At 66.3% G+C, this 21,785-nt stretch carries 21 protein-coding genes; 9 read left to right on the top strand and 12 right to left on the bottom strand.

All coding sequences use genetic code 11. The features are described from left to right. Positions 1 to 192 precede the first annotated feature (192 nt). The 3 genes from zwf to eda are packed head-to-tail and all read left to right on the top strand — an operon-like array spanning position 193 to position 4,195. Positions 193 to 1,671 carry a glucose-6-phosphate dehydrogenase gene (gene zwf / locus ACFQGD_RS03920; RefSeq protein WP_345400812.1) on the top strand — a complete coding sequence of 493 codons (1,479 nt, stop codon included), beginning with the start codon at positions 193 to 195 and terminating at the stop codon, positions 1,669 to 1,671. Further along, the gene (gene edd, locus ACFQGD_RS03915) at positions 1,668 to 3,563 is read left to right on the top strand and encodes a phosphogluconate dehydratase (RefSeq protein WP_345400809.1); all 1,896 of its coding nucleotides are present in this window, start codon (positions 1,668 to 1,670) and stop codon (positions 3,561 to 3,563) included. The genes zwf and edd overlap by 4 nt, the downstream gene beginning before the upstream one ends. Beyond that, on the top strand, positions 3,560 to 4,195 hold the full coding sequence (gene eda, locus ACFQGD_RS03910; RefSeq protein ID WP_345400806.1) for a bifunctional 4-hydroxy-2-oxoglutarate aldolase/2-dehydro-3-deoxy-phosphogluconate aldolase: 636 nt from the start codon (positions 3,560 to 3,562) through the stop codon (positions 4,193 to 4,195). Before edd ends, eda begins: the two co-directional genes overlap by 4 nt. A gap of 94 nt (positions 4,196 to 4,289) precedes the next feature. Here the strand turns inward: eda and ACFQGD_RS03905 are convergent, their stop codons facing one another. Beyond that, entirely contained in the window at positions 4,290 to 4,850 is a 561-nt protein-coding gene (locus tag ACFQGD_RS03905) for a hypothetical protein (protein WP_345400803.1), read from the bottom strand. Next, complete coding sequence (locus tag ACFQGD_RS03900; protein ID WP_345400800.1) at positions 4,847 to 5,869, bottom strand: hypothetical protein; 1,023 nt, start codon at positions 5,867 to 5,869, stop codon at positions 4,847 to 4,849. The genes ACFQGD_RS03905 and ACFQGD_RS03900 overlap by 4 nt, the downstream gene beginning before the upstream one ends. 230 nt (positions 5,870 to 6,099) lie before the next feature. Here ACFQGD_RS03900 and ACFQGD_RS03895 point away from each other — a divergent pair, with 230 nt between their 5' ends. Next, a complete protein-coding gene (locus ACFQGD_RS03895; protein ID WP_345400797.1) occupies positions 6,100 to 7,281 on the top strand; it encodes a lytic transglycosylase domain-containing protein in 1,182 nt (393 codons plus the stop codon). 33 nt (positions 7,282 to 7,314) lie between these two features. Here the strand turns inward: ACFQGD_RS03895 and ACFQGD_RS03890 are convergent, their stop codons facing one another. The 3 genes from ACFQGD_RS03890 to ACFQGD_RS03880 form a co-directional block, all read right to left on the bottom strand. Continuing rightward, positions 7,315 to 7,719, bottom strand: coding sequence for a hypothetical protein (locus tag ACFQGD_RS03890; protein WP_345400793.1), 405 nt, complete (start codon positions 7,717 to 7,719; stop codon positions 7,315 to 7,317). A gap of 71 nt (positions 7,720 to 7,790) precedes the next feature. Beyond that, positions 7,791 to 8,177 (bottom strand): hypothetical protein, encoded by a 387-nt coding sequence (locus ACFQGD_RS03885; RefSeq protein ID WP_345400790.1) that lies wholly within the window; start codon positions 8,175 to 8,177, stop codon positions 7,791 to 7,793. A 2-nt stretch (positions 8,178 to 8,179) separates the two neighbouring features. After that, the gene (locus ACFQGD_RS03880; protein WP_345400787.1) at positions 8,180 to 8,815 is read right to left on the bottom strand and encodes a hypothetical protein; all 636 of its coding nucleotides are present in this window, start codon (positions 8,813 to 8,815) and stop codon (positions 8,180 to 8,182) included. A gap of 204 nt (positions 8,816 to 9,019) precedes the next feature. Here ACFQGD_RS03880 and ACFQGD_RS03875 point away from each other — a divergent pair, with 204 nt between their 5' ends. Beyond that, entirely contained in the window at positions 9,020 to 9,406 is a 387-nt protein-coding gene (locus tag ACFQGD_RS03875) for a RidA family protein (RefSeq protein ID WP_345400784.1), read from the top strand. 261 nt (positions 9,407 to 9,667) lie between these two features. Then, positions 9,668 to 10,405 carry an IclR family transcriptional regulator gene (locus tag ACFQGD_RS03870; protein WP_390221009.1) on the top strand — a complete coding sequence of 246 codons (738 nt, stop codon included), beginning with the start codon at positions 9,668 to 9,670 and terminating at the stop codon, positions 10,403 to 10,405. A gap of 18 nt (positions 10,406 to 10,423) precedes the next feature. Here ACFQGD_RS03870 and ACFQGD_RS03865 read toward each other — a convergent pair whose 3' ends face one another. Together ACFQGD_RS03865 and ACFQGD_RS03860 are read right to left on the bottom strand one after the other, a co-directional pair. Beyond that, positions 10,424 to 11,311, bottom strand: coding sequence for an ABC transporter permease (locus ACFQGD_RS03865; RefSeq protein ID WP_345400778.1), 888 nt, complete (start codon positions 11,309 to 11,311; stop codon positions 10,424 to 10,426). Between the two features lie 11 nt (positions 11,312 to 11,322). Next, the gene (locus ACFQGD_RS03860) at positions 11,323 to 12,348 is read right to left on the bottom strand and encodes an ABC transporter ATP-binding protein (RefSeq protein WP_345400775.1); all 1,026 of its coding nucleotides are present in this window, start codon (positions 12,346 to 12,348) and stop codon (positions 11,323 to 11,325) included. 81 nt (positions 12,349 to 12,429) lie between these two features. On the opposite strand from ACFQGD_RS03860, the gene ACFQGD_RS03855 reads away from it, so the two are divergent. Both ACFQGD_RS03855 and ACFQGD_RS03850 read left to right on the top strand, forming a co-directional pair. Beyond that, positions 12,430 to 13,050, top strand: a complete 621-nt coding sequence (locus ACFQGD_RS03855; protein WP_345400772.1) for a TetR family transcriptional regulator — start codon at positions 12,430 to 12,432, stop codon at positions 13,048 to 13,050. A 184-nt stretch (positions 13,051 to 13,234) separates the two neighbouring features. Next, positions 13,235 to 14,377: a hypothetical protein gene (locus ACFQGD_RS03850; RefSeq protein WP_345400769.1), complete on the top strand. Its 1,143-nt coding sequence runs from the start codon at positions 13,235 to 13,237 to the stop codon at positions 14,375 to 14,377. Here ACFQGD_RS03850 and tsrT read toward each other — a convergent pair. The 5 genes from tsrT to ACFQGD_RS03825 all read right to left on the bottom strand — a co-directional run bounded on the left by tsrT (position 14,364) and on the right by ACFQGD_RS03825 (position 20,662). Beyond that, on the bottom strand, positions 14,364 to 16,049 hold the full coding sequence (tsrT, locus tag ACFQGD_RS03845) for a tryptophan 2-C-methyltransferase (RefSeq protein ID WP_345400766.1): 1,686 nt from the start codon (positions 16,047 to 16,049) through the stop codon (positions 14,364 to 14,366). The two genes, ACFQGD_RS03850 and tsrT, sit on opposite strands and share 14 nt — an antisense overlap. Next, positions 16,042 to 16,392 (bottom strand): helix-turn-helix domain-containing protein, encoded by a 351-nt coding sequence (locus ACFQGD_RS03840; RefSeq protein ID WP_345400763.1) that lies wholly within the window; start codon positions 16,390 to 16,392, stop codon positions 16,042 to 16,044. Before ACFQGD_RS03840 ends, tsrT begins: the two co-directional genes overlap by 8 nt. A gap of 76 nt (positions 16,393 to 16,468) precedes the next feature. After that, entirely contained in the window at positions 16,469 to 17,374 is a 906-nt protein-coding gene (locus tag ACFQGD_RS03835; RefSeq protein ID WP_345400761.1) for an AraC family transcriptional regulator, read from the bottom strand. Positions 17,375 to 17,702: 328 nt separating this feature from the next. Further along, positions 17,703 to 19,100: an IS1380 family transposase gene (locus ACFQGD_RS03830; RefSeq protein ID WP_345398892.1), complete on the bottom strand. Its 1,398-nt coding sequence runs from the start codon at positions 19,098 to 19,100 to the stop codon at positions 17,703 to 17,705. A gap of 197 nt (positions 19,101 to 19,297) precedes the next feature. Further along, entirely contained in the window at positions 19,298 to 20,662 is a 1,365-nt protein-coding gene (locus tag ACFQGD_RS03825; RefSeq protein WP_345407526.1) for a tryptophanase, read from the bottom strand. Positions 20,663 to 20,874: 212 nt separating this feature from the next. Between ACFQGD_RS03825 and ACFQGD_RS03820 the strand changes: the two genes are divergently transcribed. Continuing rightward, entirely contained in the window at positions 20,875 to 21,726 is an 852-nt protein-coding gene (locus ACFQGD_RS03820) for an IclR family transcriptional regulator (RefSeq protein WP_390183450.1), read from the top strand. The last annotated feature ends 59 nt before the right edge of the window (positions 21,727 to 21,785 follow it).

The following is a 21,785-nucleotide window of genomic DNA, read 5'->3' as shown; positions in this document are numbered from 1 at the left end:
TCCACGCTCCCTACCCGCGTAGTGCACCCGAGCCCAAGGCGCCCTTCGGTACACAGTGCGTGCCGAAGGCCACCTTCAGCCCCGTTCACGCCAGCCTACCGAGAAGTTAAGCACGTAAAGTGCGGAAGTTTGCTTGTTTCTGTACCGATTTAGGCCTACTCTAGGGACGAACTACCCGGACGGAGGAGATCGATGTCGGCAGCGAATTCGCTCGCCCCCTGCGACATCGTGGTATTCGGTGGTACCGGCGACCTGGCCATCCGTAAGCTGCTGCCCGCCTTGTACCTGCGCGATCGCGACGGCCACCTGGACGATGCGACCCGGATCGTCGCGGTGTCCCGCGCGGGGCTGGACGACGCCGGGTACCGCGACAAGATCGCCGCCGAGCTGCGGGGCTTTGTACCCGAGGACTGCCATGACACCACCAGCGAGGAGCGGTTCCTCGCCCGCCTGCACCACATCACCATCGACATCGCGGGCCAGGACCCGTGGCTTGAGCTGATCACCCGACTCTCCGAGGCGCCAGATTCGGTGCGCGTGTTCTATCTGGCCTGCGCGCCGCGTCTGTTCGGCCCCGTGTGCCAGAAGCTGTCGGAGGCCCGGCTGGTCAACGAGCAGTCCCGCGTGGTGCTCGAGAAGCCGATCGGCCACGACCTCGCGTCGGCGCGCGCGATCAATGACGACGTCGGCGCGGTGTTCGCCGAGAAGCAGATCTTCCGGATCGACCACTACCTCGGCAAGGAGACGGTGCAGAACCTGCTGGTGCTGCGCTTCGCGAACGCGCTACTCGAGCCGCTGTGGAACTCCGGCGCGATCGACCACGTGCAGATCACCGCGAGCGAGACCGTCGGCACTGGCAGCAGGGCGGGGTACTACGACACCTCCGGCGCGCTGCGCGACATGGTGCAGAACCACCTGCTGCAACTGCTGTGTCTGGTCGCGATGGAGCCGCCGACCAGGCTGGACCGCGACGCGGTGCGCGACGAGAAGCTGAAAGTGTTGCAAGCGCTGCGCCCGCTGGAGGGGCCGGACGTCCTGCGCGCCACCGTGCGCGGGCAGTACGCGCCCGGCCTCGTGGACGGCGAGCCGGTCGCGGGCTACCTCGATGAGCTGGACGGCAAGCCGAGCAATACCGAGACGTTCGTGGCGCTCAAGGCCGAGGTCGGCAACTGGCGCTGGGCTGGCGTGCCGTTCTACCTGCGCACCGGCAAGCGGCTAGAGCGGCGCGCGTCGGAGGTCGTGGTGCAGTTCAACCCCGTGGCGCACTCGATCTTCCCCGGCATCGCCGACGAGTTCATCGCGCCGAACCGCCTGGTGATCCGGCTGCAACCGGACGAGGCGATTCGGCTGCACCTGGTCACCAAGGAACCGGGGCCAGGCGGGGTGCGGCTGCGGCAGGTGCCGCTGAACCTGAGCTTCGCGGAGACCTTCGAATCGCGGCTACCGGACGCCTACGAGCGGCTGCTCGGCGACGTCGTTCGCGGCGACCCGACGTTGTTCATGCGCCGCGACGAGGTCGAGGCCGCGTGGCAGTGGACGGAACCGATCCTGGCGGCGTGGGAGCAGTCCGGCACCCGCCCGAAGCGCTACGCCGCTGGCACCAGCGGGCCGACCGCGGCCACCGCTCTGATCGAACGCGACGGACGTACCTGGCACGAGGAGGACGTGTGACCCACACTCGGCTGCACGACACGGTCACTGCCGTGACCCGGCGGATCGCCGAGCGCAGCGCCGTTAGCAGGGCCGACTACCTCGCGCGCATCCACGAGGCCGCCGCGCAGGGGCCGACGCGCGGCGGACTGGCCTGCTCCAACCTGGCGCACGGCTTCGCGGCGGCCGAACCGGGAGCGAAGGACCTGCTGCGCGGCACGCTCAAGCCAAACATCGCGATCGTGTCCGCGTACAACGACATGCTCTCGGCGCACAAGCCGTTCGAGACGTTCCCTCGACAGCTCAAGCAGGCCGTGATCGAGGCGGGCGGCATCGCCCAGTTCGCCGGTGGCGTGCCCGCGATGTGCGACGGCATCACGCAGGGGCGCGCGGGCATGGAGCTGTCGCTGTTCAGCCGCGAGGTCATCGCGATGTCCACCGCGATCGCGCTCTCGCACGACATGTTCGACGGCGCGCTGCTGCTCGGCGTGTGCGACAAGATTGTGCCCGGCCTGGTGATCGGCGCGCTGTCGTTCGGGCACCTGCCCGCGATCCTGGTGCCCGCCGGCCCGATGACGTCCGGGCTGCCGAACGCGGAGAAGTCACGGGTGCGGCAGGCGTTCGCCGAGGGCAAGGTCGGCCGCGAGGAACTGCTTGACGCCGAGGCGGCGTCGTACCACGGCGAGGGCACCTGCACCTTCTACGGCACGGCGAACTCGAACCAGCTCGTCGTCGAGGCGATGGGGCTACACCTGCCCGGCGCGAGCTTCGTCAACCCGAACACGCCGCTGCGGGACGCGCTCACCGAGGCCGCCGGCCGGCAGGTCACGGGTCTGACCGCGCTCGGCGACGACTACACGCCGATCGGTGAGGTACTGGACGAGCGGGCGTTCGTCAACGCCGTCGTCGCGCTGCTGGCGAGCGGCGGGTCGACCAACCACACGATGCACCTAGTCGCGATGGCCGCCGCCGCCGGGATCGACCTGCGGTGGGAGGACTTCTCGGCACTGTCGGCGGTGACGCCGTCGTTGGCCACGATCTATCCGAACGGTTCGGCCGACATCAACCACTTCCACGCCGCCGGTGGGATGGCGTTCCTTGTCGGGGAGCTGCTGGATGCCGGGCTGCTGCACCCGGACGCGCGCACGGTCGCCGGTGGCACGCTCGCGGAGCGCTACCGAGAGGAGCCCGTGCTGGACGACGGGTCGCTGACCTGGCGACCGGGGCCGACAGACAGCCTGGACAAGTCCGTGCTGCGTGGCGTCGCCGATCCGTTCGCGCCCGACGGCGGGCTGCGGATGCTCACCGGCAACCTGGGGAACGCCGTGCTCAAGGTGTCCGCGATCAAGCCAGAGCACCGCGTGGTGCGGGCGCCCGCGCGAGTCTTCGCCGATCAGGCGGACTTCCTGACGGCGTTCCAGAACGGCGAGCTGAACCGCGACGTCGTCGCCGTCGTCCGGCACCAAGGGCCGAGCGCCAACGGCATGCCTGAGCTACACAAACTGGTCCCGGCGCTCGGGGTGTTGCAGGACGCTGGGCACGCCGTGGCGCTGGTCACCGACGGCAGGATGTCCGGCGCGTCCGGCAAGATCCCCGCCGCGATCCACCTGACGCCGGAGGCTGCCGACGCTGGCCCGATCGCGCGCGTCGAGGACGGCGACGTGATCGAACTGGACGCGGAGTCGGGGGCTCTGCGGGTGTTGGTTGACGACGCCGAGCTGGCTACCCGTCCCGCCGCTGCCCCCGCGGCGTCGGCGCGGGAGACCGGCACCGGGCGTGAGCTGTTCGCGCCGTTGCGCGCCGCCGTCGGTCCCGCCGACAGGGGCGCGACGGTGTTCCGGGGGTGCGGCGTCGGGACCGGACCTGGTGCCGGTCCCGACGCCGGTGTCCCAGCTACGGGAGGTGCCGCATGACCAGCACGCAACCAACCGGTGTGCTCGACGTCAGCCCCGTCATTCCCGTCGTCGTGATCGAAGACGTCGACACGGCGGTACCACTGGCACGGGCACTCGCGTCAGGCGGCGTCCGGATCGTCGAGGTCACGCTGCGCTCGGACGCCGCGCTGACGGCGATCGAGCGCATCGCCACCGAGCTGCCGGACGTCCTCGTCGGCGCAGGCACGTTGACGACGCCGGCGCAGGTCAAGGACGCGGTCGGCGCGGGAGCTCGGTTCCTCGTCAGCCCCGGCAGCACACCGACGCTGCTCGACGCCATGGCGGACACCGGGCTGCCGTATCTGCCTGGCGTGTCCACCGCGTCCGAGGTGCTCGCGATGCTCGAGCGCGGCGTAACGGAGATGAAGTTCTTCCCGGCCGAGGCGGCGGGTGGGCATCCGTTCCTGAAGGCGCTGACGGGACCGCTGCCGCGGGCGCGATTCTGCCCGACCGGCGGGATCACGCCGCTCAACGCGCCGAACTATCTCGCGCTGCCCACGGTCGGTTGCGTCGGCGGCTCGTGGCTGTCACCCGCCGACGCGGTGAGCACCGGCGACTGGACCTGCGTCACCCAGCTCGCGACGCAGGCCGCCTCGCTCGGCCTGACATAGCGCCTCATGGCGGCGAGTGTGAGGCGTTTGGGTCGCTACAGCAGCCAAAACGCCTCACACTCGCGACGTGCCGAACCCTCGCGTCGGCGCTCATCTAGTAATACGAGCGGGATCGCGCGTCGCGGGCCTCGCGGAGTTCCGCGACGGAGCGTTCGACCTGACCGACCTGCTGCTTGCGCTCGGGACGGTCCTGCAGCCGCACCGCGACGTCGACCGCGGCCATGCCTATGATGACCAGCGCCAACCCGCTGAAGCCCCACGCGACCAACGAGGCCAGCTGCTCGTTGGCGTTGAGCGTTCCCGCGACAGTGCCCCAGCTGTAAAAGATGGCGCTGAAGCCAGCGGCTACCAGGACAAGGCCGCCCCAGACGCCGTTCGACGGCGTGAGCAGCAACGCCTTCCACCGGGGTGGCGGGCGGCCGATGTCCGCCAGCTCCTCACGATGGCGCTCGTCGAGCTCAGCTGGTGTCTCGGCCACGTCGTCAGGCGGCGCTGCGGGATCAGGTTGTGCCGAGTACCCCGGGTCCAACGGCTCCGTGTCCGCTTGCCGCGCGTCGGCCCCTTGCGGTGCGACATCCGCCCTCGGCGCATCGTCGTCCAACGGCCGCGCGTCGTCGTCCGAGCTGGACCGGTGCCGTCCTGCTGGTTCCGTCATCCCAATGAACTCCCTGGTCGCTCCAGGCTCCTCGTCAACGAATGCCCCGTCATGGCGAACCCGATGAGCAGCAGCAACGGCATGATCCACGCGATCGGGTACTGGTAGCCGACGGTGATGAACTCCGGCGCGGCGACGGGCTCGGGCGCGGGCTCGACCGCTTCCTCCGGCGGGAGCTCGGCGTCGGCCACCGGAGCGATATCGGCAGGCTCAGGCGGCGCGACGTCGATCGGGCTGATCGGCGGCGGGCTCGGCGCGGGCGGCGGCGTGAACTCGGGCTCAGGTGGGGGCAACGTCGTGGTTTCGCCGTCAGGCTCCGGTTCGTAGGTCAGCTTCGCGGTAATCGGCTTCGGAGTCCCACTCTCCGGCGAGACCGGGGCATCATCCTGCAGGCCAGCGCCGTAGTCCTTGCCATAGAAGGCGACGTGCCATGTTTCCGAGGCCTCTTCCGCTTCCGGGGCGGGCAGGATGGCCAACGCGGCCGAGTCGCCCTTGGACCATCCCGCGAGGAATGGCCCGAGATCCACGGTGAACGTCGGCGCGGGCTCCGCCGAGTACTTGGCGTTCGCGGACGTCTCGCAGTCGGTCGCTGGCGGCTTGTCCGGCGAGGCCGCCACGGAGCTGAAGAACTCCGTTACCTGGCAGACCTGGAGTTCCGCCGCGTCCTGGCGCAGCGTGCCATCGCCGGGTGCCATATCCACAGGCAACGTGACGGTGCCCTTGGTGAAGACCGAACCCGTCGGTATGTTCGCGCTGAACATGTCGAATTCGATGTAGGTCGCCGCGGTCGGTGTCCCATTCGAGATGCCGACATGCAGCGTGTTCTTCGGAAACTCAGCGGGGGCGGCGAGCATGGAGCAGTCAATGGACGAACACGTCTCGCTCGTCGTCGTCACGTACCACGCTTCGGTCTGCGTGCCGACTTTCGCCGATTCGCTCGCCGCCAGCGCCGAGACCTGACCGTAGAGGACCATCAGCGACCCGACCGCTGACAGTACGAGGATGCGCCGAAGTTTCACCGAGTCGCTCCCGGGGCTCATGCCGTCCGTCACGCACGCCGAATCATTTTATCTATCAATACGCTAAATTTACTTTACGATTCGACCTGAAGTTCGTCAATCACGACTCGACCACGAACTTTTCGCGCCGTACCGAAATGCGGATCCGACCGTGGACGTTGACCGCCACTTCTTGAAGCTCATATTATAAAACATATATTTCGTTAAAAGAAATGGCGAGGAGCTCTGTCATGGCTGGTCACGCCCTACGACCACTCCGCCAGATCGTGCGTACCCTCCGCCACGGATTGCGGCGGGTCGACGTCGTTCCCGCCCTCGACGTCGGGCGCGGTCTACACCTGTCACTGGCGGCGCTCCTTCTCGCGACAAACACCGGCTACGCGGTACCGACGATGGTCACCGCGTCATCGGGTCCAGAAACGACACGGCAGGCGCCCTTCGGAGTGGACGGCGGCACCGCCGCGTTCCTGCAACCTCCGCCCGTTCCGTCCACTCGTGAGACCGTTGTCAGGGTGAGCGCGAAGCCGCGGAGCCACCAACCAACCGCGGCACCCGCCTTCGATCCGCTCGGCATCCCACGCAGCGCGCTCCGCGCGTACCGAGACGCCGAGAAGCAGAGCAACACGAGCGATCCCCGGTGCGGACTCACCGCCGCGTTGCTGGCCGCGATAGGGCGCGTGGAATCCGGCCACGCGCAAGGCGGGAATGTCGATGAGAACGGCACGACGCTGCGACCGATCCTCGGACCGCGACTGGACGGCAGTCCCGGCGTCGCCGCGATTCGAGACACCGATGGCGGCCGGTACGACGCGGACACCACATGGGATCGTGCGGTGGGGCCGATGCAGTTCATTCCCTCGACGTGGGCCGGGTGGGCCGCCGACGGCAACGCTGACGGCGTCGCGAGCCCGCACAACCTCTACGACTCCACCGTCGCCGCGGCTGGCTACCTGTGTGCGGGTGACCGCGACCTACGTCGAACCGGCGATCTCCACGCGGCCATTCTCAGCTACAACCACTCCACGCGGTACCTGAGCGTCGTCCTGGCGTGGCTGGAGGTCTACTCCGGTGAAACCGTCGTCATCCCTGATGCGCGGCACGGCGGCACCGCCATGGCGTCCTCGGCGTCGCGGGAACAGACCACACGGCGTGACTCCAGACCAGCGGCCTCCCAGCCGCAGCGCGGGCAACACGGCAGCGACCAACCATCAGCTCCCGTCCAGGAAGCCTCCCCGACCGGAGCACCGGCCCCACCAACGCGGCCCGCGAAACCCGGTGAGCCGAGCCCGGATAAGCCAGGCCCTGGCAATCCTGGCGAGCCCGACCCTGTCAAGGCGGTCCGCGATACCGCCGACACCCTCACCGACGAGGTCTCCGGACAGACGACGTCCGACTCGTTCGACGTGCGCTAGGCCGCCTCCTGGCGACGTCGGTACCCCGCGCGGTCAACGACGTCGTCCGTGTCCGGGCCAGCGACGACGCTCCGTGACGAGATGGATCACGGCGCACAGTTCATCGACGATGTCGCTCATCTCCGCGCGAGCGATCGCACGGTCGCGGCGTTCCGCGAGCACGCCAGCGAGCATGGCGCCGACCACGACGAGCGCGGCACCGCCAAGACCACCGGAGACGACGAACGGCAGTTGCAGCACAACGTACGGCGTATCGGCGACGCGAAACACCGTGTAAGCGACGGCCGCGGCTCCGGCAACGGCCATCGCGACCAGAAAGATCAGCCCCGGTAGCGCCGGGTCGCGCCACGCCCGCACCAGCGCGAGCGCACGCCGCAATGTCTCGGAATCCGCCTCGAGACCCACCTGCCGCTGACCATCGTCAAACGTGGGTGTCATCGCCGCTCGCCCCGTTCGCTGTCATGTTCACAGCATCGGGCGTTGGGCCGAGACCACGCAACTTCAGGCGGTCAGTCCCGCGATCTCCGCAGCGCGGCGCTGACCAGGGCACACACCTCGGAGGCTATCTCCTGCGTCTCCGCCGTCGCCACGGCTCGGTCCCGGCGCTCGGCCTGTACGGCGGCGAGCAGAGCGCCGATGGCGAATAGTGCCACGCCCCCTAAGCCACCGGAGACGAAGAACGGGAGCTGCAACGGAACGTAGGGAGTGCCCGCCATGCTGACGACGGCGATGACGAGCGAGACGCACCCTGCCAGCGCGAGCAGCGGCAGGAAGACGAGACCGGGCATCGCGGGATCGCGCCACGCCCGCACCAGCGCGAGCGCGCGCCGCATCGTCTCGGAATCGACTCCACTGACCGGTGTGTGCGTCGACGCACCCGTATCGATCGCCGTCATATCTACTCGGCCTCGCGCTGGCGCGATTCCGATTCGAGCATTTCCCTCACCTCGGCAAGCGCCCGGGTCATCTGCGCCAGTTGCTCGGTACGTTCCTTGCTGTCGCGCCTGCGCACCACGACATCGATCACCGTGGCGCCAGCGATGATCAGCACGAGGCCCGCGATGCCACCCGACACCAGATAGGGCATCTGCTCAGCGACATTCGTCAGCCCGGCGACTTTGGACCAGGTGAAGACGATCGCGCCGAACCCGGCCAACGCCAGCACGAGGCCAATCCAGACCCCTGTCGTGTGCGACGACGCCGCCATACGTTCCGACGCCACACCGAGACGGCTCGGCGCTGGCGCCTCTTCGGCGGGCGCGGGCCGCACGAACTCCGTCGTGTCGTCGGCCACGTCCGCGGACTCCTGCCACTGGTCGTCCTCGGGCTCCTGCCACTGGTCATCGCGGTGTCCGTCGTCGTACGCACGCTCGTCGACCTCGTCCGCATCTCCCACGGCCGGGGCGATCGCGGTGTCGTGATCGTCGGAGGGCAGGGACGCCTCGGACACCGACGTTTCGGACACCGTGTCCGACCTGGTAACCGGTCCGGTTCCTGTTCCGTAGCGCACCGTCTGGTGAACGGGTTCCGACATCGGCATCTCCTCAAAGCGGTGGACAGGAGTATTTTCTAACAGACTACCCAGAAATTACAAGCTATATTTCACTCTATAAACCATCCTATCGCGTCGCTTGACCGAACATCACGAACTGCCATAATTGTTCCTGAAATACTCGTGCGATTCTTTACATTCTTCCCCTCTACACGTGCGGCACTCTCACACTTGATTGGCGCTAGGATGACGCGAACCAGACCGACCCGTGACGGGAATACAGCGAATTTCTCCAAAGCCATCAGGGCGGGAGAGTTCATATACGTTTCAGGGCAGGCATCCGTCAACGACTACGGGAAGATCGTCCCTGGCACGTTCGCCGAGGAGATGCACCGGTCCATCGAGAACGTCCGAGACATCCTCGCCGAGTTCAATCTCGACCTGACCGAGGTCGTCAAGGTCAACGCCTATGTACAGAACCCCGCCGATCTCGCCGAGTACAACCTGCTGTACCGCGAATTCTTCTCGCCGCCACTCCCGGCACGTACCACGATCACGAACTGCCTCACCGACGCGATCAAGTTCGAAATCGACGTCGTCGCCTATGCCGGAACGAGTCACGCGATAACGTGACGGCGGCTCAGCGGAATCGTGTCGCCGCTAACCGACCTTGCCAATACCCCGCCGATTTCATACAATGAAATAGTTTCCTGAATTGACAGATCAGGCGCTTCGACTCCCGGGCAGCTGGCAGCAGCCGTGCGCGTGTCTAGTTCCATAATCCGTTCTATGTGAGAGAGGTCAGTCGTGCCACCCCGACGGAAGCGCAAGAAAGATTCTGACGATAGCGCGTCAGTGGAAGAGCGGGACTATACGGTACGGGCGGTTCAGCGAGTGTGCGCGATCCTGAACTTGCTGCAGGAATCGTCGCTGGATGGCGGCGTTCCGCTGCCCGCGGTGGCCGTCGCGACCGGACTGCCGAAGTCGTCGGCGTTTCGGTACCTGTGGACGCTGGAGAATCACCGGTACGTCGAGCGCCATCCCGACACCGGGTTGTTCCAACTCGGTCTCGGGTTCGTTGGAATGCAATCGCAGCACGTCGAGGTCCTTCGGGAACGCGCGCGCCCCATACTCGAACAGCTCAGGGATGAGCATGACGAGTCCGCCAACCTGGGCATCCTCGACGGAGACAGCGTTATTTACCTCGATATCGTCGAGAGCAAACGTACCGTTCGACTCGCGGCGAGCAGGGGTGATCGGGACCCACTCCATTCCACGGCATTGGGCAAAGCCATCGCGGCGCAGCTCAGTGACAACCGGGTGAGAGAGTTGCTCGAGCACGCGGGTATGACTTCCCGCACCGCCAACACGATCACCACGGTCGAAAGCTACCTAGACGAACTCACGAAAGTACGCCGTGTTGGTTACGCGGTCGACAACGGTGAGAACGAGTTGGACGGCCGTTGCGTCGCGGTCCCCATCCTTGGAACCCGCCTCCCCGCCGCGATAAGCCTGAGCGCACCGGCCGCGCGATTTCCAGTCCAAGACGTCGAATCGGCGGCGAAAGCGCTGCAAGACGCCGCCAAAGAACTCGGCTCGGCTTCGGAAGGAAATGGCGACGGCGGCGGCTGAGGTTCGAGCCACCACACGTCATTGCGGCTTCCCGAACCGGCGGATCGTCATGGCGGCGAACAGTAGTCCAAGTCCTACCACGACGGCGAGCTCGACGATGACGGGAAGTTCGTAGCCGAACAGCTCGACACCCGTCGCGAACCGGCCCTGCGCATCAAGGTCAGTAGCCTCGCGCGAAAGGACGACCCGCCGCAACGAATCGACGCCATATGTCAGCGGGTTGACGTGGGTAAGCACGGCGAGCCAGCCAGGAAGATCGCGAATCGGGAACAGCGCTCCCGAGAGAAACATCATCGGCATCAGCAGCATCTGCATGACGGCTTGAAATGTCTCCAGCCGCTGGATCCAACACGCGAGGAAAACGCCGAGCGCGGTGACGGCCATGGCGATCAGCATCGCGATCCCGGCGGCCGCGACGACGATGACGACGTCCAGCGTTATACCGAGCAACGGGGCGAGTACCAGGACGACGACCCCTTTGATGGTGGAGACCAGCGTTCCCCCGATGATCTTGCCCGCCACCAAGCTCGTCCGGTGTGGCGGAGCGACCACCATCTCGCGCATGAAGCCGAACTCCCTGTCGATGACAACCGATGCCCCGCTCAGCAGCGCCGCGCCGACGACGCTCATCGCGACGACGCCGGGGAGTACGAACTGGACGAAGTTGACGTCTCCAGACGGCGTGACCAGCCGGTTGAGTCCGACGCCGAGAATGAGCAAGAAGCTCAACGGTTGAATGAACCCGGTCACCAGTTGGCCACGTGCCCGGACAAAGCGAATCAGCTCCCGCTCAGCGACCATCACCACCGTGCGGAACTCCGCACCGACGCGGACTCGGTCATCACCGAAACCGGTCCATCCAGCGTCCGATGGCGCGGTCACGATCTCGTCGCTGTCCTGACCCATCGCACCCGCTCCTATCGCCGCCGCGCCAGTAAGTTGCGGACGTTTCGCTCGAGCTCCGTCAAACCAGGCTCGTCTTCGCGCATCGCACGCCCGGTGAAGTGCATGAAGACGTCATCAAGGGTGGGCCGGTGCATACGCAGCTGGCTGACCCCGACCCCCGCACCGGTGACGAGATCCGCGACGGCCCGCTCCCCATCAGGCACGTAGACGCGCAGCCCGTGTGACGCGGACCGTACGTCGTAACCGGCCTGAACCAACGTCTCCTTCGCCGCGTCGTCATCGGCCGTCACGACGTCGATCGCGTCAGCGCCCACCTCGGCCTTCAGCGCCGCGGGCGTGTCACACGCGACCATCTCTCCGTGATCGATGATCGCGATTCGGTCCGCGTTCTCCGCCTCGTCCATGTAATGAGTCGTGAGGAAGATCGTGACGTCCCGATCGCGCAACTTGAGGACGCTCTCCCAGATCCGGGAGCGGGTCTGCGGATCGAGCCCCACCGTCGGCTCGTCGAGGAACAGCACCCGCGGTTCGTGCAGTAGCGCTCGGGCGATCTCCAGCCGACGTGACATGCCGCCGGAGAGCGTGGCGACCAGGCTCCGTCCCCGGTCGGTGAGGTCGACCAGCGCTAGCACCCGCTCGATTCGCTCCGGGACCTGCCGACGGGGTATCCGGTAGAGGACGGCGTGGAATCGCAGGTTCTCCTCAACCGTGAGCTGCGGATCAAGGGTTTGTTCCTGGAACACCAGCCCAATGTGCTGCCGCACGCGTCGGGGCTGCCGCGCGACGTCATAGCCCGCCACCGTTGCCCGACCCGCCGTCGGCCGCGCCAGGGTGCACAGCATGTTGATGGTGGTGCTTTTTCCCGCCCCGTTCGGGCCGAGGAACGCGAACAACTCACCCGGGCGCACATCAAACGAGACACCCCGTACCGCACGCACGTCCCCAAAACGTTTGACCAGCTCAGACGCCTCGATGACAGAGCGTGGCCCGGCCCTGCTCGCGTCGGGTCTCGACCGTGGCTCGCTGTCCACAACCATGTCCGCACGCTATCGACACCAGGTGCCACCTTGGCATAGGTGCAATTTCGGCGCTAGTGCCATGCCACTTATGCTCGAGCCATGGTCGGCACGGCGGAGACACGCAGCGGCGAGCGATTGCGCGCCCGGCGGCGGCAGCGGATGGCGGACGAGATCGAACTCGCCGCGCTCCGGTTGTTCGCCGAACACGGTGTCGACGCCGTCACGGTCGACGACATCGCGGCGTCCGCCGATATCTCCCGGCGGACGTTCTTCCGATACTTCGCGAGCAAGGATGACTTGCTCCATGGCAATCCCGAACGGCAGCGGGAGGTGGCGCTGGAGGCGGTCGCGTCAGCACCACAGGAAACGACACCGCACGCGCTGGTTCGCCGGGTTTTGCTAGCGCTGACCGCGGACATCGAGCAACGACGCGAAGCCCTGCTGCTGCGCAGGCGGATAGCGGAGCACGCACCGAACGCCATGGCACAGGGCCAGCACCGGTACAGCTCGTTGGTGGACGCCCTCATCGACGCTGTCGCGACTCGCACGCACACCGATCCCGCGACGAGCCTGCGAGCCAACGTCCTCGTGCACGCTGGGCTTGGTGCCATGCAGGGCGCGATACGGACCTGGTTCGCGAGCGGGACAGCTGGGTCGCTATACGACCTCGCCGCAGAAGCACTCGACCTCATCGGCCTCCGCGAGCAGGTGGAGGATTGACCGCCCCGTCCGGGGCGGACGGCTCGATGAGTGCGGCTCGCGAGGCCTGAACTGGGCAGCGAGTCAGCCGATCGCGTGGAAGTCATACCGTTGACATTCCGCATTGTCATACGTAGTTTTTCATTTAATAAGCTTCTAGTTTTAGTTGCCAAAACAACCACGATGAGGCGGAAGGAACTGAACCATGGCCGTCGGTTTCCGATCGTTCCTCCGAGTTGGTCCTGACCAGTCACTGGTGGAAACCCTCATCAACCACATCGGACGATGGTCGACGACCAAACAGATCGACGTCGATCCGGCGGCACCCGGGCGGTACCGCTTCGCGGACGACAACCTCCTCACCATCTTCCGCGAACACGACAACGACGGCCACGAGGTCTACCGGTGGCGCCGGGTCCATGAAGGCGCGGCGCGCGATGAGGTGTGGCGCACGACCTTCACCGCCGTGGAACGCCACGACGCACCTGGCTGGCTCTGGTCGGAGATCGAGACCGTCGACGGCGACCGACCGGATCCGAGTTCTTCGTTCGCGTGCATGTCGGTTCCCCGGGTGCTGCGAGAGCTGCTCGGGAAACTGACGTGTTACGACGGCGGAACCGAGATGACCGCCGAGCCCCGGTGGGTCGCGAGCGGACAGCTGCCGGACCTCATGGACTACCTCGCCGACGACTCACGGCTCGGCTCCGTCTACGTCGCCAGCCAAGGCATACGCGACACGGACGACTTCGTCCGCTGGGCGACCCAAGTTACCTGGCACCTCATCGGTCTCGGCAGTGTCTTCCTGCTGGATCCCACGATGAACCTCGAGTTCAACGAGATGGTGGGCAACGGACACGCCGTGCCATCCGGCACGATCCGAACGTTCCTACCGGGAGTCGAACTCGACGACCCTCGCGATCCGCAACGCCACAAGATCCTGGGCATCGGCCGGATCGCCGACTCAAGCCCGCGACGGCTGGCAGGCATGCTCGGTCTGATCGAGCGCAGGCGGGGCGTGGACTCGCCGCTGCCCACCGAGGCGACCGAGCTCGATCACCGCCTCTCCGAACGGGAAAACGATCCGGCGGCGACGCGGGCACCGGCGCTGCACGCGGTCACCGTCGCCGAGGCGGTCATGGCGAGCAGGACACGTGAGCAGCGGGGTTCCGAACCCGACCTCAAGGCCTTACGCGACGAACTCGCCGAGCTCAGGGCGGAACTCGACCACGAACGAAGCCAGCACGCGACGATTCTCGCTCACCTCAAGGCCCTCACGCAGGAAGTCAACGCCTTGCGCGCTCGCGACGGCGTCGATACGACACCACGCCAGCGGCTCAACGCGTCGTGACCATGTCACGCATGATCTCCGCGCGGTGCGGCCAGTGCGACCAGAAAGCACCGGTGTAGCCGAGTTCGATGAGCCGCAGCAGAAACGGATTATCGGCGTAGTTGTTGTCGTCTTGGGTCAGTCCCGGCAGCGTCGGCAACATCACCCGGTGCAGATCGTCCTCCGGCACGAGGTCGTGGAGCAGGTCGATCGACTTCGCCCACCGCCCGCTCGGTGATTCCACCGTCGCACGATCCTCAGGCAGTTCCGGTGAGAGGAAGTAGACCGGACGGAACCGGCCGTGCTGGTCGAACATGAACTGCCGCTCGTACTCGACGGTCGAACACGCACCCTTCGGCGTCAGCACGATCGGTTCCAGTGCGGTGGTTGACTGCAGGCCCCGCACCGTGCGGGTGCCGCCGCACTCCCGCGCCAGCTGGATGCCGAGCGGCGAGTACGGAAACGCCCTGATGCCAAGGCTGTACCCGGTCACGGTGGCGTCCAGGTCCAGCGTGCGCTTCACGCATTCCCGCAACGTGGCCTCGGTCTCACCCGGCATGCCGAGGAGCACTTCGACCATGGTGGGAATGTCGCGCTCCCGTGCGAGTGAGCACACCCGATGCGCGTCGTCGAACGTGTAGTAACGACGTCCTTTGCCGGTGACCTTCCACCCGTCGAGCACGTCGTCGCGCACATGGTCGGGAGCCAGGTTGATGCCGCCGCATCCCGCTTCCGCGAGCAGTGCCGCGAGTTCGTCGTCGAACGGTGTCGGCTGCACGTAGACCCACAGTCGCAGCTGGTGCAACGACGTCGCGGGATCGGCCGACTTGCGCCGCACGATCTCGGTCAGCACCGCTTTGGTGTGGGCGATGGCGAGGTTGAACTCGCTGTCGGTGGTGTGGATGTCGAAGATGCCCTGATCGGTCAGCGCCTCGATCTCGTCTACGACCACGGCGACCTCACGGCGGGTGAACTGGGTTCCCTTCGCGTCCGGCTCGACACAGTGTGAGCACGCGTAGACGCACCCGTTCTTGGTCAGGATGTTGCCGAGCCCGCCTGTCCGGTAGTACCGGACGTTGTCCACCTTGTACGGGGTCGCCGAACGACGCAGGTACACCGTGCTCGTGTTGACGACACCCGCGCCGGTGGCGAGCGTGTCGGGCGGGCGTCCCTGCCTTATCCGCGCGGGATACGGCAGAACCTGGCGCACGCGGCCCTCCCCATGATTGATCAGCAGCCCAGGAATGTCATCGGTGCGGCCGCCCGCGAGCAGGGTCCGCGCGAGCCGCACCATGATGTGCTCGCCAGGCCCCTTTACCCCGTAGGGAATGTCGAAGTAGTCGGTGAGCGCGAACGGCATCGACGAGAATCCGACGCCGCCCGCGACGATCGGCGCCGAGGTATGGTCCTTTATGGCGTTGACGACATCGCGGTGGGTATCGATGAAGACCCGCTGCTGCTGGGCATAAATGGTGTCGGTGTTGCGGACCGTGACGCCGACGAGCAACGGATCGCGGGTCGCGAAGTACTCGCGGAGGCACCGCTCCCAGTCCTCGCGACGAAACGTCAGGTCCACCACCTCGACGTCGAACCCGTCCGCTTCCAAGGACGTCGTCAGGATGTCGAGTGCGTACGGCGTGATCGGCGGATACACGAAATTGGGGTTCACCAGCGTCACCAGTGACCTAGCCATGGCAGCCATCTCCCGCTGTGGTGATATCGGTGCGCACGGACGCGACCGGCCCGGCACGCTGCGCGCGCGCCGTGCGTGCGGCCGCACCGAGTCTTTCGACAGGAATATCGAGAACCGAGCTGAGCCAACCCCGCCAGTACGGGCCAGGCACGCGTTTGCCCCGCTCCCAGCGCGCGACCTCGGTCCTGCTCACGCCGTAGTTGTTGGACAGCGACATGAGCGCCTCGGCGAGCGCGTGCTGGCTGAGACCGCGTTCCTGACGGGCGCGCCGCACGACGGTGCCGATCGGCTCGCTGCGATAAGGACGAACTGAATCCGCCCCCTTGCGGCTGTACGTTGACACGCAGTCGACGCTAGGACCACGCACGCCCGAGCACGATCCACTTCCCGCGCGGACTCATCCAGTCCGCGCGGGTAGCTCACTTGCGCAACGTCGTCGAGGGATACTCGCCGTAGCGGGCGTGGTAGGCGGAGGCGAACCTACTCAAGTGCTGCGAGCCCCAGCGCGCCGCGACCTTGCCGACGGTCGTGGTATCCGGCTCCGCGGCGAGCAGTTCCTGGTGAGCCCGCTCCAACCGAACCTCGCGCAGGTAGCGCATCGGCGTGACGTCGGTATGCCGCCGGAACGCCTCCTGCAGTGCCCGTGCGCTCACCCCCGCCGCGCTGGCGAGGCTGCTGATGGTGTGTTCGGACTCCGGGTGTGCTTCCATGAGCTCGATCGCGGCGTCGACAACCCGGTTCGGAATCGGGCGGGTGTCACCGTCGAGAACATGGGTGTAGTTGTTCGGCTGCGCCAGCAACAGCCCCTCCATCAACCACCGTTCCAGCCCTCTGGCGCTGTGGGAACGCGACCAGGAACGGTTGTTGCTGTCCAGTTCATTGATGAAGCGCAGGAACCCGCTCGCCCAGGCGGCGGTCATCCCCTCCGTGGCGTTCATCCCGAGCTGGAACTCGATCGGCCACGGCAATGACTGATCGAGCAACTCGCGTAAGGTCGCCTCCAACGCCGGCCGTTCGATTCGCGCGATCACCAGCTTCGTTCCGGCGGCCAGCCGCATGCTCAGGGGAAGCGTCGGTGACGCGACCGCGATGACGTCCGGGGTCGCGTCGATGCTGTCGTTGCCGCACCGGAACGTTCCGCGGCCCTCAAGGATCGCCATCACGGGGAAGAAGTTCTCACATTCCCCTGGATCGACCTTGACATCGCCGCCATAGGTGATGGAAGCCAGCGAGGTGTTCCGTATGCGTTGGCAGTTCATATGCGTGTCAAGCCGGGATGCCCTGCCCACCAGGTCAATTCGGTGGTCGCAAAATACCTGTGCCACCCGTTGACGCGTATCGTCGAGGTCCGTGGAATCGAAAAGCCGGTACTGCGATAGCGGAAGTTTCGTCATCGTCGCGCATGGTCCCTTATCTAGCAAGCATGGTGTTCCCCCTCAACATGCGAAGCCAACGCTCGCAGATTTACACCCGCTTTTCTAGCCTCGATCTTTCTCGCGTTTGAGGTGTCGGCCTGACTGCGCTGGGCGGTGGTGTTGTTGGCCTCCTTTTCGGTCGGTGGCGAGCTGCAGTGGCCCGTGGTCAGTCGGGGCGGCCTGCCGGGTTCCACGGGCCCGGGTGGTGTTTCGTCTCGTCGGGGCGGGTTGTCGCTGATCAGGGCGGTGCGGGTGGTGCGGCGAGCCGGGCGAGCGCGGTCTGTATCAGATCGGCCCAGGGTGCGTGCGCGGACAGCCGTAGGCGTGTGCGGCGGGCGTGACGGGCGATGCGGCCGGCGATGGAGAACAGCCGCAGCCGCAGGCGTTTGGGTTCCCATCGGCGGGCGGGGTGGTCGGCCAGCGCGAGCAGCTGCATCCAGGCGGTGAGCTCGACGGCGAGCGCGACGATGGCCAGCCAGATCTGGTTCTGCGCGAAGTCATGCAGCGGCAGGTTCGACAGGCCGGTGTCCTTACAGATCCGGATGCGGTCCTCGCAGCGGGCGCGGCGGCGGTGCCGCAGCTCGAGGTCGGCCAGCTGCCCGCGGGCGGTGTTGGTGATGAAGGCGGTCAGCCGGAGTCCGTCGACGTCGGTGAACCGCAGCTGCGCGCCGGGATGCGGCCGTTCCTTGCGGACGACCACACGCATGCCCTCGGGCCAGCCGGACAGGTCCAGCACACCGGTGGCGTCGGCGACCCACGCCCCGTCGCGCGGGTCGCCGTCGGAGTCGTAGGCCGGTGTCCACACGTGCGCGGGAATGGTGCCGATGCGGGCGACGATGTCGTCGGAGAGCCCGAATCCGAGAGAGTAGGACAGCTTCTGTTTGGTCAGGTAGTCGACGAAGTCGTGGGTGCCGCCGGCACCGTCGGCGCGAATCAGCACCTTGCGCCCGACCCGGCCACCCCGGGCGGTGAACGGCAACTGGCGCAGGCATTCGGCCACCACCGTGATGTGGTCAGCGGCGGTGTTCGCTCCGGCGTTTCCCGGGCGCAGCAGCCAGCCCAGCGGCTCCCCGGTCCCGTCGTCGCCGTGGTCGACGAACCCGAGCAGGGGATGGAACCCGAAGCTCTTCTTATAGGTCGGGGCCGCGTTCTCCTTCTCCGAATGCGCGGTCACCAACGTCGCGTCCAGGTCGATGACCAGCGGGTGCTCGGCGTCGATGCCGTGATCGGGGGCGCGCTTGCCGGCGTGGCCCCACGCCGTCTTCCGCGCTGCCACGCGGGCCCGGCCGATCGCCGACAGGGCCTTGCCGGCGTCGGCGGCCAGGCAGGAGATCAGCCGGGACACGGTCGGATCCGACGCCACCCGGCCGAACACCGCTGGCTGCTCGCGCAGCAGAGCGATATCGGCCAGGCAGTCACCGCCCAGCGCCACCGACACCGCGAGATCGAGCACGACCTTGCCCGGATCATGTGTGGCCAACGGCTTGCGCCACGGCGCCAACGCCGCCGACAGCGCCGCAGCAAGACCGGCCTTCTCGGCGGTTCGCAGCAGGATCACCGCCCCGGCCTGCGACACGACCCCACTTCCGGCGGTATCGACCGACAACGACGGGTACGGACCAGTAGACTTACCCACCAGAAAGGTGCTCCTGAACTCGCTCGAACATGACCCTCAGCAAGTCATATTCTTGCAGCTCAGAGCACCTTTCTTCATGATCGACACAGCCCGCGGGCCGAACCAGCGTGAAAGCGCGAGGCTAGGGCCATTCGTGTAATGACCATACGGTAGTGAATGGCCGCTACGCGTCCGGTTCACCGCCACGACGGTGTGGATCACTCCACCGGCTGTAAAATCGCCGTGAACTGCCGCATTACATCGTCCTGCTCGACGATCCGATACCCGCGAAGATCGGCCGCCTTCGCCACGACACGTTCCGCGACCTCCGCCACATACTCCAAGTGGCTCGCGGTATACACCCTTCGGGGTATCGCGAAGCGGACGAGTTCTCTCGGGGCGGGAATATCGGTCGCGCCATCAGTCCCTGGCCGGCCGAATACCAAGGTGCCCAATTCGGTAGTGCGCACCGCACCGGCCCGATACAGCTCATTGACGAGCGCCGTCGCGGGCAGCTGGTGCGGCGGGATATGCGGCAGCAACCGCCCCGCGTCGACATAGACAGCGTGGCACCCGGTTGGTCGGAGCACGGGCAGCCCCGCCTCTGCCAGCACGCCCGCGAACCAGCGCGCCGACTCCGCCCTGTACCGCAGATAGTCCACATCGGTTACCTCGAGCAACCCTTGCGCCAACGCGTCAAGATCACGGCCCGCCAGCCCGCCATACGTGGGGAAACCTTCCGTTTCAATGACTTTCGCGCGGCAGCGCTTCGCCAAATCAGCATCGTGCAGCGCGATTAACCCACCGATATTAGCGATACCGTCCTTCTTCAAACTCGCCCAGCACGCATCCGCTAACCTGAAAAATTCTCGCGCTGTTTCACGTACTGTCGTTCCGGATGTTTCCGGTGATCTGTGATGGACTAAGTAGGCGTTCTCAGCGAATCTGGAAGCGTCGAGTAAGAACGGGATGTCGTGTTCATCACATATTTGCCGAACAACGCGCGCGTTATCTAGCGAAACCGGCTGACCCCCGTTGGCGTTATTGGTCACGGTAAGGACGAGGCACCTCACCCGCGCGCCCCCGTCCCCGGTGAGCAGTCGCCGCAACCGATCGAAGTCGATGTCACCTCCGAACGGCGTCGCCTCGTCATACTCGACGGGAAGGTCCACCGCATCAGCGCCCGCGGCCTCGACGCTGGCGCGAGTGCTGTCGAAATGCGTGTTGGACACCGACACGTCGCCCCTGCCGAGCAGTTCGTGCAGGATGATGCGCTCAGCGGCCCTTCCCTGGTGCACCGGGAGCACCTCGGGGTAGCCGGTCAACTCGCGCACCACATGCTCGAACCGTTCGAACGACCGCGCCCCCGCGTAGGATTCGTCACCGGAAAGCAGCGCGGACCACTGGGCCGCGGACATCGCGCTGGTGCCGGAGTCGGTCAGCATGTCGATGGTGATCAACCGCGCTGGGATTCGGAAGATGTTGTGCCCCGCTTCGGTCAGCGCGGCGTCGCGTTCGGCTACCGAAGGGAAGGGAATCGGTTCGACGGCTTTGATCCGGAACGGTTCCATAAACGCTGGCATGTGTCCCTCCCTGAACGCGCTGACCCTCCGAGTCTCCAGAAGCATGAGCGCCGCGCGCCAGGGCCAGTTGGCGGAACCCGCCCTCACCGTGCGTCGCAGCTTGTTGCGCCGTTCGCTGTCCTGGCGTTTCAGATCGGCATGAGATGGCCCCCTGATTGGCTACACTGAAATCGGCTAGGATTTTGAAACAACCTGTTTAATCGGAAAAAGGGGTGAGTCCGCTGGCGACCGGGCGGCAGCAATCCAACGGCAAGGCTGGTGACAACAGCGGGACCGATGCGGTACCTCAGCGAGAAGAGCGCGATTACACCGTCAGAGCGGTCCAGCGCGTGTGCGCGATCTTGAACCTACTGCAGGAATCCATCGACGGTGTTCCATTGCCAGTCCTCGCGGCGGAGACCGGACTCCCGAAGTCATCGGCATTCCGCTACCTCTGGACGCTTGAGAACCACCGTTACGTCGAGCGAGACCCCGACACCGGATTGTTCCGGCTCGGTCTCGGCTTCGTCGGCATGCAGTCGCGCCACCTCGAGGTACTGCGGGAGCGAGCTCGGCCTTGGCTGGAACACCTCAGGGATGAACACGACGAATCGGCGAACCTCGGGCTCCTCGATGGTGACCGGATCATTTACCTGGACATCGTGGAGAGCAAACGCGGCGTCCGGCTGGCGGCGAAACGCGGCGACCGCGACCCGCTGCACTCGACCGCGCTCGGCAAGGCCATCGCGGCACACATGGACACCGACAGGGTCAAAGAACTACTCGAGCAGTCCGGGATGGAGCAGCGCACACCGAACACCATCACCAACATCGACACCTACCTCGACGAACTGGCCAAGGTGCGCAGGGTCGGTTATGCCGTCGACAACGGGGAGAACGAGCTGGACGGTCGTTGCGTCGCCGTGCCCATCCTTGGCACAAGGCTGCCCGCGGCGGTCAGCCTCAGCGCACCATCGGCACGGTTCACCGTGCAGGACGTCGAGCGCGCGGCGGCGGCGTTGCAGCACGTAGCAGAGCAGCTGGGCACGACGCACGGTTCCGACGACGTGCCTTCGGGCGGCTGACGGCGGCCGCGACACCGCACGGAGCGAAGGGCCGCCTGGCCACCCGAGTCACACCCCAC

Source organism: Haloechinothrix salitolerans, from assembly GCF_042662605.1.
GTDB classification, from domain to species: Bacteria; Actinomycetota; Actinomycetes; order Mycobacteriales; family Pseudonocardiaceae; genus Haloechinothrix_A; species Haloechinothrix_A salitolerans.
This window is presented reverse-complemented; position numbering and strand designations above follow the sequence as displayed.